The sequence below is a fragment of the Gottfriedia sp. OAE603 genome, assembly GCF_040543965.1.
Taxonomy (GTDB): Bacteria; Bacillota; Bacilli; order Bacillales; family Bacillaceae_G; genus Gottfriedia; species Gottfriedia solisilvae.
This window is the reverse complement of record NZ_JBEUNN010000001.1, coordinates 1,078,378-1,093,854: the sequence shown is the minus strand read 5'-3', so window position 1 is coordinate 1,093,854 and position 15,477 is coordinate 1,078,378. Positions and strand designations below refer to the sequence as shown.

Sequence of the window (15,477 nt, the reverse complement as noted above, 5' to 3'; positions counted from 1 at the left end):
TATATATTTCCCCTCTTGAACAAGTATTACAATGCTTCGATTTTAGATAGAGATTATTAATAGTTCTAGATTATCTTTCATAACTAACTCCAATAGAGTAAAATGCTCACTATTTTATTCGACTTATTAGACAAATACTGAAGTTGGAACTTAACATTTATTTCTGAAAGTTTATAGAACTAACGCGCCAGTTAGTTGGATAAGGAAAATTAGTCTTGTTCTTTTGATTGGCATAATTCTTCTGCGATTTGTATAATTCGCTCCACAGTTATACCTTTACTTTGCTCTACTGCTAGTGGGTGTTTAGTGGGTTCTAACTCAATAATTGGACGCAAGCCAACTGTCCGAGTATGAACCATTGTTTTTAAATTTATTGTTTCTGGATAACAAGTAATATCTGTCGATAGCCATCCAAACATTGGTTCCAACTTCTTTTCTCTAATAGGATCCTCCCAAAAATAAGTTGTTTTATCAAAATTCTCTTCGCTTAATGATACCCAAACATCCCAAATAAATGTTTGATCTGCATCTATAACAGGAATTTCAATATTTCCACGAATAAAAAAATATTTATCATCAATTATACATAAATCATCGTTCATCTCTACACGATTTTCTTGCTCTTCTTCTGGAATATCATAAACATAATCAGGTACAGAGCTTCCATAACTCATCGGTAACTCATCATGGAATTTTCCACAATATTTGCATTCAAAACCTTTACTCATTGGATTGCCTCCAAATACTTTTTAATAAATTAATACTAAACTAATTTTTATTATTGATAAAGTATCGCCATTGTTGAACTAGTCTGCAATATAGTTAAAAAGAGGATGATCGAAAATTGATCTTCCTCTTTTTATTGTTTAACTAAAGTGCCAGTTAGTTTAATTAATGGATAAGGAAATTGTAAAAATAATTGTTTAGTTTATCCCTTAAATTTAATTTTTAAAATCAAAAAATTTTTCAATAGCCTCTATTGATTGCTTAAATCGCTCGTCACCTACTTTATCAATTTCAACAAAACGTAATCCTTTTTCAATTAATATATTTCGAAACCGTTCATGCATATACTCACGCTTATGACCAAAGTTTCGTTGAATTTCTTCTTTATATGGTATTGTAGGTTTCAATAATAGAACAAGGTCCCAATTTGGTTTCTCTGACAATAGGTCAACAATTGGATGTACTTCACCAAAATATTCTTCACTATATATTTTAGTCGTCATACTATCGGTATCTGCAAAAATGAGTTTATTGGCAATTTGAACGCCTTCTTCAATTTGTTTATGTTGCTCTTCAGCAAAAAGAATTAAATCATTATAGTTAAATTCATTGTTATTATTTTCGATCCATTCTCTAGCAAACTCTTGTACTCCAATCGTTCCAAAGTGGTTTGCAAGTTGGTTAGTTAGCGTACTCTTGCCACAACTTTCACCACCATGAATAAGAATACGTTTAACAAAATATGGTTTTACGTGATTTGGAATATAGTCCCATACCTCAAAAGGGTTATTTCGTACCAGTGTACCTGAAACTGGATATACTTTTCTCTCTTTGTCTACTTGAATATGTTTTGCACCTACACATTCTGCTAATTTGTATCCGTAATCTTCAGAAGAAAAAACAAAATCAATTTGCGCAGGATGATGGCGATTCACAATTTCTGTCCAAATATCCCAAAACTGAGGATGTTCTAAAGGTTCTTGTGGAACAACCTCTTTAAAATGGATAACATTGACCGTTGGAAATGCATTTTTTACCCACTCATATCTAATGTTTCCATCGATTGGTTCGGTTGGCAAACTACATACGAGAACAGTGACCTCATTACAAGTATCAACAGCTGTTTGAATAAGGTGACAGTGACCGCGGTGCAGTGGCATAAACTTACCCAGAATAAACCCCTTTGTCATATTCTTTCCTCCATTTAATAACACCTAAAATACAAATGATTAAAAACACAAAATATGTAAAGCTTATCGTATAAAGACCTTTGTATGCATATAGTCCAACTGATAAAATATCCACTAGGATCCATAGATACCAATTTTCAAATTTCTTCGAAGAAAGTAGGACTTGAGCAACTACACTTGTTGTTGCTATAAATGAATCTAAATAGGGCACACTCGCATCTGTGAATTCATTTAAAAAATATCCCCATGCCAATGATAAAATAGGTGTCATAATTATTACGAAGATCCATCCACTTAATTTGAGTTTTGTTGTTGGACGAACGTTTTTTTCACCACGATTACGTAACCAATATACCCATCCGTACAAACTTAATATGAAAAACATTCCTTGTAACATCATATCTGCATATAATTTTGCATCGTAGAAGATTAGTAAAAACAAAATTATATTTATAATTCCTGTTGGATAGGTCCAAATGTTTTCTTTCGCAGCTAGGTAAACACATATTAGTCCAAATAAACTTGCCATTATTTCAATTAAAGTAGAATTAGTAATATACGAAACCGTAATAAATGTTGCCAAAATTATTAAATTTATTATTTTTTGCATACTTCTTTCCTTTCTAATTTAAACTGCCAATTAACGTGATAAAGTACCTGGAATACTATTATCATCGTACAATTCAGCTGCATTTTTAACAGTCATAGTATAGTTTGGTATACTTATTCTCATATTCAACTAAAGTGCGATTTAATTCAAAAAAAATAGGACTGATAAAAACAGTCCATAGTGCTATTAAGCTAACGCTCTCGTTAGTTACATAATTATCTCATGGTCGAACAACACCAAGAGCACTTAACACTTGCCAAATAATAATTAATATAAACGCAGATAATCCAATCAATGTAATCCAAGAATTAATTGTCTTTTTTCCTCTTATAATTTTATAAGAAAAGTAGAAGAAAAATGTTAGTAATAGGATTATAACAACCACTACAAACAGTTCTAAATATACAAACATGATGAATACTCCTTTTGTTGAACTACTCTAGGTGAATTTTAACTAACGCGCCAGTTAGTTGAAGAAGAAATATTAATCTACAAACAACTCTTTTTTCTCTTCTTTACTTAAACCACTAAAGAATTTCTTATGAAATCTCAATTCTTTTTCTTTTTTAGGAAAGACCCTTTCAAACCAAGTTACTCCCATAGGTGTATGTTCGGGTTGAGCATTTACCTTATCCAGAAACCATTCGTACTCTGCAATAACCTCATCATTAATGATTGAAACATCCATTTTTCTACTTGTAAAATCTAACTCTGCTAATTCTCTCGCAGTTATATGACAATCAATTTTCTTTACTACTCCAATCTCAGAAGGCATTCGCTTTCCATTTAATGAGACAAAGTAATGAAAGGTACTTGGTAATCTAAAGAGGCCCTTTTTAGAATCTTTTTTACTTGCGATATATAACCAATCTCCTTTATTAGCGAAACAGTTAAGATCCTCTTCATTAATCCCTAATAACATTTTTTCAAATTTTTTCATGGTGTACCTCACTAATTGAATTAAATAATTATATCTATTATAAACAACCTTCGTGCATTAAAATTCTTATTTTTATAATAAAAAAACGAGTTACTATAAGTAACTCGAAATCTTCAACTAACGCGCCAGTTAGTAGAATTAGGTATTTTAAAAATTGGTTTCTATCAATGATGAAGTATTGCACATATTAATACAAAGAAATATCTTCTTTAATATTGAATTTAAGCTTTCCATCTGCATCAATTGATTTTATTTTAATTAAAATATCACCAGAATAACCACCTTCAAAATAGCCAATAACAGTTTCTTTATGTAATTTACCTTTGTTATCTTTGTAATGAAGCTTCATCGAACTTTCACCAATATCCTTAGAGGGATTTACGTTAAGTTTATAATCTTTATTTAAATCAATTAAGGGTATCTTAATATCTGATTTAATATTATCGTAGGTCAAATATAAACCAGATAGTTCTTTATTTGTCTGATTTTTTATTTTAATTTCAAATCCACCATGTATAAGATCATAACCTTTTATCCCTACTAATCCTATTATCATAATCGTAATTACAACTAAAATTTTTTTCATGTTTATCCCCTAATTAGTAGTTTTTGTTTTCTTTTGACTTTTTTAATGGTTGAAAAAATTTGTCCTCGAATTTTTCATTAAACATTAAAATATTTCTTGTAATACTTAATTTGGGTAATGTGAAATATATAATGGTTGCAGTTGCAAAGCTTATTAGTATACCTGCTATAACATCAAAAGGATAATGAACACCTACCCAAATACGGGAGATACCAACTAAAATAGCTAAAAAGATCCATAAGATTGACCAACCTCTTTTGAAAAGCCAAAATGAAATACAAAATGAGAAGAATAGGATTGTATGGTCACTTGGAAAGGAATTATCTTTTTCTTTCTCGATCAACTTATTTACATCTGATAATTCTACATATGGTTGATAATTTAAATGAAATGCACCAGATATTTTACCGATAATAAAAGCACAAATAAAAGTTATTGTTGCACATAGGATCATTAATCTACTGTTTTTGTCTCGTGTTAACCAGATAATAAGAACACCTAATGCAAGTAAAAAAACCATATACTCAGCAATAAAACTGAAAATTGGGTTTAAATATGAATACTCTTTTCCTAAGTCATTAATTAATCTAAATAATGCAATATTAACTTCAGAAAGATCCAAATCTAGCCACCATCCTATCTCTTTTTTCTATATCTTAAATGGGAGATAGAGTGATTAGCCATCGATTCAAATGACATTTTATGTTTTTATGTGACAATTTTGTTAGGCTTTTCAAAATTTGCATATAAACAGTTGAGCGAATCACCTATAAAAAAACGACCCCCTTATTAGGAAATCGACTTTTATAGTTTTCTTATGTAACTAACGCGCCAGTTAGTTGAACACACCGTTCCTTAATAATTCCAATTAGTAAACCCAAAGAAATATTCATTACTAACAACATAATAATCAACGTAAATGAGATGATTAGCCAAATGTAATCTTAGCAGTATCAAGATTAGGTTGATACTTGAATATAGAGTTGTTAAATGATTAAATGAATCTGCGATATTTTTCCACAGGTTGAAAAATAACCAATTCACTAATTAGCGGTAATTGATTATTTTTGATTGACTATCGATAATAACATTTATATAATGAACATATAATACTAAAGCAATAGCAGAGAGGCAATGGCAATCACTTTTTGTGGTTAGGCGTTGCCTCTTTTGTTTTTCCTTATGTCATAAAGTAACAATAGTCTACGAAGTTGAGTTCCCATTGTTATTTCCCCTTTTTGCTTCAATTCTTCTAATTCATTTACTAAAAATACTTTTAAATCTTCTAAATTCAAGCGCTGTATATTGAAGGATAATGTTTCATACACATTTACTTTCTTCGCTGCAGTACTAGTTATTTCTTCTACATTAGAAGAATCCCTATTGAACACGGATGATGAGACGATTTTATTGTAATGTTTAATAAAATTTGAAAAAGAATCGATTTTTTGAATCAATTTTTCTTTTTCAGTAGGATGTAAATTACTAGAATTAATTAATTCCCTATCCAATATTTTATGAATTGGAAATCTTGATTTAGCATTTTGATTTACAGCAAATCGCATTCGAATTTCATTACTTATTTCATCTATATCTGATATATAATCTAAAGAATAAGTAATTAAATCAGGTATTTGGAAAATGTATTTAGCATCACCTAATGCAACGGTTATGTTTTTTGTCTGTAAATGCTCTTCTAAATTATCTAGTTCTTCAGGTGAAAGTAATACTGAATTTAATGTCCCTTTTTTCCCACGATCTATAATTAATTGTTTAATTACATGTTGATATTTCCTTACTTCAGTTGGAGCAATCCCCTGGTTTATAGTGCTAATAATATTAAAAACTTTTTCATAATTATCTGTTTTTATAACTTTTAATTTGCACCCTAGATCCTTGTCATTTATTACTTCCTCGTTAAATTCACTCTCCCCCTCTTGATATTCTATTAAAACTAACCTATCCTCAAGGATTAATATTTCTTCTTCAGTTAAAGAGCGAGTAAATTCTTTAATAATTTTTCTTACATTTATATCTGTTAAAGAATAGCCCATAAAAATAATAGGCGAATTCATCATCATTGAAATTATTTTTGCGCTTATTAATACTGAGTTATTATCAAATTTAGCATAATCATTTTCAGCAATAATAATATCGTTGGGACTTTCTACAGACCCGTGTAATTTATATAATTCTGCATAACCGTAAGTTCCCTGAAAGAACCCTTTTTGACCAATGTATTTTGTAATTTCATAATCGCTTTCACTATTATATGCATCCTCAATGAATGTATCATAATTAGTAGTTAATATTATTTGTGTTTTAAGTAACATTCTTTTAAAAACTTCAAACTCTTGAAGTTTTTCTTCTTTTATTTTATAAGTTAAAAATTGATTCGATATCGCTTTTTTAAAAGGTGAAATTTTAGATCTAAAAGCATCTTTAGGTGTAAATTCTTTAATAACTACCTCGCCATTATTAAAAGCCCAGTTGAATTTCTCCTCAATAAGAGTTCCCATTTTTATATTTGAGTAATAATCGATTTCTTTATCAGTATATTCTGGCTGAGATTTTGAAATTTCAACCCTGATATTATTGAACTCACCATAAAAATTTGTTAGCCCTAATCCTACCCAAAAACCTTCTAACAAGCTAGTCCAATCAGGAAAATTCACTAAAAATCTTTTAGAAATTCCAGCACCAATAAATACAACAGGAAACTCATTATTTTCAACTAATTTATCTAGAATTGTAGCCATAGTCAAACCTCCTTTTTACAAAATAATTATTGAAACTGTTAATATTTGGATAAGATATTATACCATGACTAACAGCCCAATTAATATTAATATATTAGACGTTCTTTCTATGTCATTTATCATATTTATATTAGACGTTCTTCTTATGATATTTATCATATTTAAGACAGACTAAATACTTAAAGCTTGAAATTTGGACATACAAATATAAAAATACAATTCGGTTTGTGAAGTATCTCACTTAAACTATACTGCCATTTAGTTTAAGTAAAGAACTTCACAATAAATAAGTTAAAATAGTTAGATTTAATCTTAAATAACGGTGGGTACAAATATTGTTACAGAGTTACTTGAAATAATTACTTTCTATTAATATTACTCCAACAATAATTATAGAGTTCTTCTGGCCAATTACATCTACAAAAAAAACGACCCAAACCTGAGTCGTCTAATCTATTTACCTATTAATCAACTTACTCCGAAATTGTTTCGGAGATTCATTCGCATACTTCTTAAACACCCTACTAAAGTAATTCGGATCCTTATATCCAACCTCATAATTAATTTCTTTTAAGTTCAGTCGGTCATCCTGCATTAGCTTCTTCGCTTGTTCAATTCGCACCTTCATCACAAAATCACTAAATGTTTCACCAGTTTTCTTTTTAAACATTTTGCTAAAGTAGAATGAATTTAGATTTACATGGTTTGCGATTTGTACGAGCGAGATGTCTTCACGATAATTCTCATAGATATAGGCTTTTGCAAGTTCGACAAAATGGTTAATCCTTGTTTCCTCTTCTTGTGATAAAAATTAAAAATTCCCTGATTTATGTAATATCAAAGGATTCTGCATTTAGTACAACACTACATTAATGTATTTATTTTCTTTATATTGACTTGGGACTTAAAAAATAAAATAATAACCTTTCGATTGAAAAATACAACTAAAGAGAAATCAATTCTCATCAGTTGTTTGGATTTTTTAACCATGTGAAAAACTCATCTCTCAAAACTCTCTTACATCTACCGAACTCCAGTAAAGGGAAGCTCTTTAATTTCATTACTTCATATGCTGTAGGTTTTGACACATTCAATATCTCACTTATATGAACTGCGGTAAGGATTAATGGGTAATCATTCTGTTCTTTCAATTGAGATATAATACTCCTAAGAAATAAAAATAAAAATAATCCATTTTTATACCCAAAATGGATTATTTTTATTTTTAAAAACTGTTTTGAAGTTATCTTAATGATTAATCCAATATTTGAGTAGTTTTCTAAGCTATATATTACAATTTCCTCATTATAGTAATTCTCTATCATTAATTTGACTTCCATTTCTATTATTATATTCAACTAATTTTATAAAACCTTATCTTTAAGAAATATCTTTTTATTTTTTTATTAGATCATTATCTTTATAGCTCAGCCTTTTCCTCCTCTTTAAATCTACAAAATAAACATTACAAATTTCTACTATCACTTCGTCTGTATTCTTTTAGACATTCCTACTAAATAAATATAAAGAAATTTATTTAGAAATTATGTTCTAGTATTATATCTTTCAATTTCTGGATATTTTGCCCTTTTTTAATAATAGCCTTCAAAAATAATAACCTTGTGAACAAAATGTGAACATTACTTAATTTTCAATTAAATAAAACCAAAAAATTAAACAAGAAAAAAGCCCAAACCGTTGTTACTCTAAGGTTTGAGCTTATTCTTTTTTATGATCCCAACTGGACTTGAACCAGCGACCCCTACCCTGTCAAGGTAGTGCTCTCCCAGCTGAGCTATGGAATCATGATATGAATGTAAATATATTATAAATTTTGGTAATTATGAAGTCAAACTATTTTATCTGACAAGATCGCAATTTAATAGAAAGCAAGCCTATGGTTTGTGGCTACAGGCTTGCTTTTTTTATATCGTCCGCTCTTCCATAACGCTTTGGTTTTCAGTTTCATTAAAAAATCGACTTAATATGATTGCAATAAGTAGAATGCTAGTTGACATGATATACAAGCTGCTAATGCTAAATTGGTCGATTAAAAATCCGCCTAGCATCATACTTATTGGTGCTGTGATGGCTGATAATGTTGAGAAGATCGCCATAACTCTACCATAGTATTGTTTGTTCACTACTTTTTGTACATATGTTAGCATGGGGATCATCATACATACGTTGATCATTCCACTGCCAATGAAAACAACGATTAATAGTGCGATGTATAGTGGATAAATTAATACATTTGATTTAAATAATAGGAAAAAAATAAATTGACTGATAACGGCAATGAACATCAAACCAAATGACGCTTTTAGTAGTTTAAAAGGTTGATTTGATATATTTAATTTTGAGATGACAATTGTACCACATACCCCACCTAGGGCTGACGCAGAATAAAGATATGATAAATGAATTTCCGGCGCTTTAATAAACTCTTTCATTAAAAATGGCAGTAAAACAGATTGAATTGGTCCATTCGCTAGATTGATAATGTTTACCATCACTAGTAAGTATAAAATCGGTTTATTTTTTGAAACGATATAGACAATACCAGCCTTTAAATCAGTAAACACATTATTTTTACTTTCTGATTGTTCCTGATTTCCAATCACTTTAATAAAAAGTGCTGCAAAGCCTGAAAGTAAATATGACACGCCATTGATGATGACTAAAATCGTTGGTCCTAATATTGCATACATTACGCCTGCTAATAGGATTCCAAATACATCCTTTATGCTATAAGTTAAAGACATTAATGAATTTGCTTTTAGTAGTTCATCATTTTTCACAATAGATGGTACTAAACTTTGTGATGCTGGTGCAAATAACGCACCATTTACTGCTATGATGAATGTCGTTACATATAATATATAGAGAATCAATTGTTGGTCTTCGAGCATAATCATACTAATTCCACAACTTAAGACAGCTATTCCTCTAATAAATTCAGTCATATAAATAATCTTTACGCGATTCCAACGATCAGTAAAAACTCCACCTATTGGCGTTAAGACTAACCATGTGACTGCACCAATCATACCGTATAAAGATAATTGAAATGCCGAATGGGTTAAATGTAAAATATATAGTCCGATTGCAAAATTGAAGAGCACGTCGCCAATACTGGAAGCAAATGTACCACTAAAAAAATAAAAGAAATTCTTATTTTTTAGTATTTGAATCATTGTCTCCACCCCCTCGAACTCATTATAGAGCACGAAAAGGTTATTTGATACGCGGTGTCTGTGAGAAATACTTAGCTTAATTCTTACTTTAAAATGTATTTTTTGCGATTAGTTTCTCACATTCTACTTTTTTTCAATTTTAAGTAGGCTTGCTTATAAAGTCGATTATTTTCAACATAAGAAATCCATAATTCATCTAGCAAACAATCACAGAATAAATTTTGATGTCCGATTTTTTCATATAATTCTTTTAGCTCTTCATATGCCTCCTTACTTACAGTATTTGTCGCAAATAATTCTTCATAAGTATGATACAATCTTTGAAGAAACGGACTCTGACTTCCAACATCCACATATTTTTCCGATTTATGCCCCTTCCAATTTGCATGCAGTAACTCCAGTAAAAACAAGTAACTTTTGAATTCGGATTGAGTTTTATCAGTCAACACAATACTAGAAATTTGCTTTAATTGCTCAGTCGCATTAGCATTTTTCTCTTTTATTAAGATGTAAGTGTAAAGAATTTGTGTTGATAATAAAATGTCATTTCTATTAATTTTCTTTGCATAGCTAATCGATTTTTCAAAAAAACGCTCATATAAGTCTTTCGTTCCTAATTGATAGATTAATAATCCCTGAAATTGATGAGTTAAGCTCACATTAATGATATTTACTTCTTCCAAATAATAGTGTAATGCTTTTTCTGCATAGATGACCGCTCCATAATAACTACCTAACTTATATTCAACATTTGCTAAAAAATAATATAAATGACCGGTTTCCATAGACTGCAGAGCTAGCATTAATTCATCTTTCGAGCGATTAAGGTTCTTTTCAACAATATAAAGATTAATGGCTTCATAAAAATGAAATCTATGTTTTTGAACACGATTCAGTAATCCTTCAACGTATTGGATTGTCTTCTTTGCACTCTTGTATTGGTCTTGTTCTTTTCTTCCACAATAAAAAGCTAGCTTCGCCATATAGTAATCAATGATGAGGGGTGAATGAATTAATTGCTCTTCATTTTGTTCTAGCTGTTTGAAAATCTCACCTGATTTGATAAAACCATTTAAATTTAATTCCTCAAAAAATAGTTCAAGCTGATTTCGAGTTTCTTGTAAAAATGTAACATCGTCTTGATAAACTATACTTAACTCACCAAACAATAACCTTATCATTTCTAAGCTAGGTACTACTTCACCGTTTTCAATTTTACTCAAATACGACGGAACACAAATACCTTCACTTAAAGCTTGCTGACTCATATTCTGATTCATTCGATTGATTTTAATAATCGAACCTAATATTGTCAGGTTTTCTTTTTGAATTAAACCATTTAGTTCCTTCATAAAATAACCCCATTTTCATCTTACATCTGTTAAATTTGCTACTTTTCAAAATAGCTTTATATGTATAGAACTAACATCCCAATACCTCTCAAGCTTGTTAGCTCTTATTTTTGAATTCTGTATATTGTATTTTCTTACTATCTGAATGACTAGAGGCACGCTTCTTTTTCTTCTTTGGTTTCTTCTTTTTCTTATTTTCCAATTCTCTTTTTTCCGCTTCTTGCTTTGCAAGTACTCTTTGCTCGGCTACGGCTGTCAGGATCGATCCAGCTGCTTGGATCCAGCTTCCACTGTATTTTAATAGTTCACTGATTTCGCCATTTAATTTTATTTGTTCATTAAGAGGATTAGAAACACTTTCTTCAGAAACTTCTACTTCAGTTTCACCATCACCGTCAATACTAAGGGCTTCTTTCTCCCTAACGATTTCAAGATCATATAATCCACCGATTGCTTGTAGGGTATTACCAATTGACTGAAGTAAATTTCCAAAGGCATTTGTCGGATCACCGCCACCTTGTTCAATGATGTCCCCAATTTCATTTATAACTGCTAAAAAACCACCAAATGCTTGCTGCGCATTTCCGACGATATTTAAATTTATTTTTTTTACTTCATTATCTTCAGTCAAAATGCTAAATAAGACGGTTACATTTCCAGATGCTTGAATAATTTCACCAGCTACTTCTAATGTAAACTCATCAGTTCCAGCTACCTCAACAATATTCCCGATAGCCTGAAATGCATTTCCACCAAAGTCCAGTTGTTCACTAATGTAGTCCCATTTTTTCTTGTCTTCGCCTTGCAAACGTCTCAAAGGTGTACTTCCTATTGCGGACGCAATTGTACCAATAGCGGTTATCCATGATCCAAGTACTTCGATCCTTTCATTCGTCACCTTTTTAACCACCAATCATTGAATATCAAGATGAAATAGTATATTCACCTATGATGTTTAAAGGTTCCTATGTGAGATATTGATTGGTTCAAAGTTAGCCGACCTTCTTTTTGAAATGTTCAATTTTCGTTTTTTCACCAACAATAAAAATGTAATCCCCACTTTCAAATCGCACATCACCAATATTTGTAACAATCGGTTCACCATTTCGGATAATTAAAACGACAGTTATTTCATACTTTACTGAGAAACCAATTTCTCTTAACGTCTTACCGATCAATATCTCTGGAATCACTGTTTCAACTGCAGCAATTTTTTTCGTAATTTCAATATACTCAATAATTCCATTCATCGCTTCACGTCTAGCTGCTTTGTGACCTGCTTCTTCTTCAGGATAGATAACCAAATCCGCTCCAATACTTTCTAAAATGCCCCCAACTTCGCGGTTATTTGCTTTACAGACAATTCTTGATACATTTCTTTCCTTTAATCTACGTGTGATTAAGATTGAAGCTAATGGATCACTTCCAATTGCGACAAACACCACATCAAAATGATTTACATTTAAATCCTCTAACAGTGCTTCCTCACGTAAGTCTCCGATTACGGCGTATTCTGTATATTCCTCAAGCTCTTCAAGAGTAGATTTTTCTTTATCACATACAACGACCTCATGTCCTAATCTATCTAATTCCTTTACAATTCCACGACCAAACCTACCTGCACCGATGACTAAAAATTGTTTTGCCATTGCGACTCCTCCTTATCCGATTGCCAAGTCTTTCTCAATATATTTTAAATTTTGTTTATCAACTCTAAGTACAAAATAAATCATTGTAAAAATACCGATTCTTCCAATAAACATAAGTAAAATCAAAATAAATTTAGTAGAACTATGTATGTTTGGCGTAATTCCTAATGATAGTCCAGTATTTGTAATCGCCGATACAACTTCTAATAAAATTAAATCTAATGCAAATGGCTCAATCGTTGAAATGATAATAGTTGAAAGTAAGATTAATAATAAGAAGCTCATTGCAATGACAAAGGCACGGTCAACCACACTTCGTTTGACGGTTGTTCTAAATATTGCCGTATCCTCTTGCGATTTAATAACTGCTATCATTTTTGCGACTAAAACTGATACTGTTGTTAATCTGATGCCCCCGGCAGCACTTGATGACGCTCCGCCAATATACATAAGAACTAATATGATCAAAATTGCAGGAAGTGTAAGATTCGCTATGTCTAAAGTTGCAAATCCGCCATTTCGAGTCGTAACTGATAAAAAGATTGAATTTGTTATTTTATCAAATGTACTTAAATGAATAAATGCGTGATTTCTTTCTAATAACCAAAATAAAATGGTTCCTAACACCACAAATGAAAAATGAAGTCTCATATTTATTTTTGTAAATAAGGACTTTTTCTTTTTAAATGAAAAGATATATTCCATAATCGTGGGATAACCTAAGCCACCAATAAAAATAAGCGCAGCTGTTACATATAAAACAATAGCATTCTCTTGGAACGAATATAAACTATTACCGAATAAATCAAAACCAGTATTTGTAAAACTTGCGATTGAATGAAATGCAGTTACAAGTAAGGTTTCTTTGCTCGATTGAAAATGCTCTCTAAATTGACTATAAAAAAAGATCCCACCAATTATTTGAAAAATCAATGACGTATATAATACAGACAAACTTAGTTTTCTTATTGATTTAATACTGCTTTGATTTTGATCTTTAGATAACACTAGTAAATTTGAAATCGTAATTTTCTTCCCTAGCATCATAAATCCATAGCTAATAAATACGACAATTCCAATTGCGCCAATTTCCATTTGAATCATTAATAATAACTTTCCCCATGTGTTAAATGTTTCAACTAGATTGACTGTTGTTAATCCTGTTACACTAATTGCACTTGTAGATACAAAAATACTATCAATTAATGAAAGATCAGCAATTCTTGTAAATGGCATTAAATATAAGCATGAAAATACGATGGTTATCAATATATATGCGATGAAAATATAATGAAGGGGATTTCTAGGTTTCTTTTTCTTTTTTTTCATTTTTTGCTTTTTCTCCTTAGATTGGGTTCAATAATGGCGATAAAAATTTATTGATATTTCATATTCTACCTATTTTCTTCCAAAAAATAAAAAACTTTCCAATCAATTGTTCATATTGATTAGAAAGTTTATTTGAACTGAACATTTATTTGGATTAAGCTGATGAAGAATTATTTGCTTCCGTTTTCACTGCTGTGGTTTCTTTTTGTTGTTGATATAGATATAAAGCAACACTCACAATTACAATCGTACCACCAACAAGTTGAAATGATGATAGCATTTCTTGTAGTAAGAAAAAGGCTAAAATTGATGCACCAACTGGTTCGCCTAAAATACTCATTGATATCGTCGTTGCATTTACATAATTTAATAAGTAATTATTAATGATATGAGCTAAAGATGGAATAATAGCAGAAGCAATAAAAATAAGCCAGTCAGTCGATTGATAGTTAAAAAAGTTATCAAATGTAATGATATTATAAATTGTTAAAAATAAAGCTGAAAATGCAAAAACAAAAAAGCTATACACCCAATGAGACGTATTTTTTACGGTTGTTTGTCCAACCATTAAATATAGTACTGCAGCAATTACACTTAAAAATGAAAGAATATCACCTTTAAATGCTGTCATACTTAAACCGATATCACCAAAGCCAATTAGGAACACGCCTATAATTGCAATGATCATACAGATTTTAGATGTAATAGAAGTTCGTTCTTTAAACACAAAAAATCCTAATATCATGGCAACTAATGGTTGAAGCGCTAGGATAATTGTCGAGCTTGCAACAGATGTGAAGACAAGTGATCCATACCAAAGGATAAAATGAATGGCTAACATTAAACCACCTAATGCAAACGACTTATATTCTTTTTTTTCTAAAGCTTTTAATTCAGTTTTTCGCTTTAAAACAAAAGGTAACATCCAGAAACACGTAAACCAGAGGCGATACATACTTAAAACTGACGGAGAAGCATTTGTCCATTTTGCTAAAATAGCAGATGTAGAAATTGCAATGATAGAAATAATTAGTAATGAAATCATTGCATTTGGCTGTTTTGTGTTCATGTTTCACCTCTTTATATAAACTTTTATGAAAGCGTAACACATTTTGCTTTTCTTAATTTTTTCAATGAAG

16 protein-coding genes and 1 tRNA gene are annotated in these 15,477 nt (G+C 30.4%); all 17 read right to left on the bottom strand.

Annotated features, from left to right (window positions below):
• Positions 1–209: 209 nt before the first annotated feature.
• Positions 210–728, bottom strand: a complete 519-nt coding sequence (locus tag ABID96_RS05500) for a DUF2199 domain-containing protein (protein WP_192601167.1) — start codon at positions 726–728, stop codon at positions 210–212.
• A gap of 213 nt (positions 729–941) precedes the next feature.
• Positions 942–1,916: an AAA family ATPase gene (locus ABID96_RS05495; protein ID WP_192601166.1), complete on the bottom strand. Its 975-nt coding sequence runs from the start codon at positions 1,914–1,916 to the stop codon at positions 942–944.
• The gene (gene pnuC / locus ABID96_RS05490; RefSeq protein ID WP_192601165.1) at positions 1,891–2,526 is read right to left on the bottom strand and encodes a nicotinamide riboside transporter PnuC; all 636 of its coding nucleotides are present in this window, start codon (positions 2,524–2,526) and stop codon (positions 1,891–1,893) included. The genes ABID96_RS05495 and pnuC overlap by 26 nt, the downstream gene beginning before the upstream one ends.
• Positions 2,527–2,746: 220 nt before the next feature.
• Positions 2,747–2,938, bottom strand: a complete 192-nt coding sequence (locus tag ABID96_RS05485; protein WP_192601164.1) for a hypothetical protein — start codon at positions 2,936–2,938, stop codon at positions 2,747–2,749.
• Positions 2,939–3,010: 72 nt separating this feature from the next.
• Positions 3,011–3,466 (bottom strand): hypothetical protein, encoded by a 456-nt coding sequence (locus ABID96_RS05480; protein ID WP_192601163.1) that lies wholly within the window; start codon positions 3,464–3,466, stop codon positions 3,011–3,013.
• A gap of 187 nt (positions 3,467–3,653) precedes the next feature.
• Positions 3,654–4,052 carry a hypothetical protein gene (locus ABID96_RS05475; RefSeq protein ID WP_192602074.1) on the bottom strand — a complete coding sequence of 133 codons (399 nt, stop codon included), beginning with the start codon at positions 4,050–4,052 and terminating at the stop codon, positions 3,654–3,656.
• Positions 4,053–4,065: 13 nt separating this feature from the next.
• Positions 4,066–4,674 (bottom strand): undecaprenyl-diphosphatase, encoded by a 609-nt coding sequence (locus tag ABID96_RS05470; RefSeq protein ID WP_192601162.1) that lies wholly within the window; start codon positions 4,672–4,674, stop codon positions 4,066–4,068.
• Between the two features lie 532 nt (positions 4,675–5,206).
• The gene (locus ABID96_RS05465) at positions 5,207–6,811 is read right to left on the bottom strand and encodes an SIR2 family protein (protein ID WP_192601161.1); all 1,605 of its coding nucleotides are present in this window, start codon (positions 6,809–6,811) and stop codon (positions 5,207–5,209) included.
• A gap of 457 nt (positions 6,812–7,268) precedes the next feature.
• Positions 7,269–7,562, bottom strand: coding sequence for a helix-turn-helix domain-containing protein (locus ABID96_RS05460; protein WP_377897030.1), 294 nt, complete (start codon positions 7,560–7,562; stop codon positions 7,269–7,271).
• Between the two features lie 214 nt (positions 7,563–7,776).
• Positions 7,777–8,136 carry a hypothetical protein gene (locus ABID96_RS05455; RefSeq protein WP_377896716.1) on the bottom strand — a complete coding sequence of 120 codons (360 nt, stop codon included), beginning with the start codon at positions 8,134–8,136 and terminating at the stop codon, positions 7,777–7,779.
• A 407-nt stretch (positions 8,137–8,543) separates the two neighbouring features.
• Positions 8,544–8,616, bottom strand: a tRNA-Val gene (locus ABID96_RS05450).
• Positions 8,617–8,736: 120 nt separating this feature from the next.
• Entirely contained in the window at positions 8,737–10,008 is a 1,272-nt protein-coding gene (locus tag ABID96_RS05445) for an MFS transporter (RefSeq protein WP_192601160.1), read from the bottom strand.
• 116 nt (positions 10,009–10,124) lie between these two features.
• Positions 10,125–11,360, bottom strand: coding sequence for a helix-turn-helix domain-containing protein (locus ABID96_RS05440; protein WP_192601159.1), 1,236 nt, complete (start codon positions 11,358–11,360; stop codon positions 10,125–10,127).
• 97 nt (positions 11,361–11,457) lie between these two features.
• A complete protein-coding gene (locus ABID96_RS05435; RefSeq protein ID WP_192601158.1) occupies positions 11,458–12,258 on the bottom strand; it encodes a DUF6944 family repetitive protein in 801 nt (266 codons plus the stop codon).
• A 94-nt stretch (positions 12,259–12,352) separates the two neighbouring features.
• On the bottom strand, positions 12,353–13,009 hold the full coding sequence (locus ABID96_RS05430; RefSeq protein ID WP_192601157.1) for a potassium channel family protein: 657 nt from the start codon (positions 13,007–13,009) through the stop codon (positions 12,353–12,355).
• Positions 13,010–13,021: 12 nt separating this feature from the next.
• Positions 13,022–14,338, bottom strand: coding sequence for a potassium transporter TrkG (locus tag ABID96_RS05425; protein WP_192601156.1), 1,317 nt, complete (start codon positions 14,336–14,338; stop codon positions 13,022–13,024).
• A gap of 154 nt (positions 14,339–14,492) precedes the next feature.
• Positions 14,493–15,407 carry a DMT family transporter gene (locus tag ABID96_RS05420; protein ID WP_192601155.1) on the bottom strand — a complete coding sequence of 305 codons (915 nt, stop codon included), beginning with the start codon at positions 15,405–15,407 and terminating at the stop codon, positions 14,493–14,495.
• Positions 15,408–15,477 lie beyond the last annotated feature (70 nt).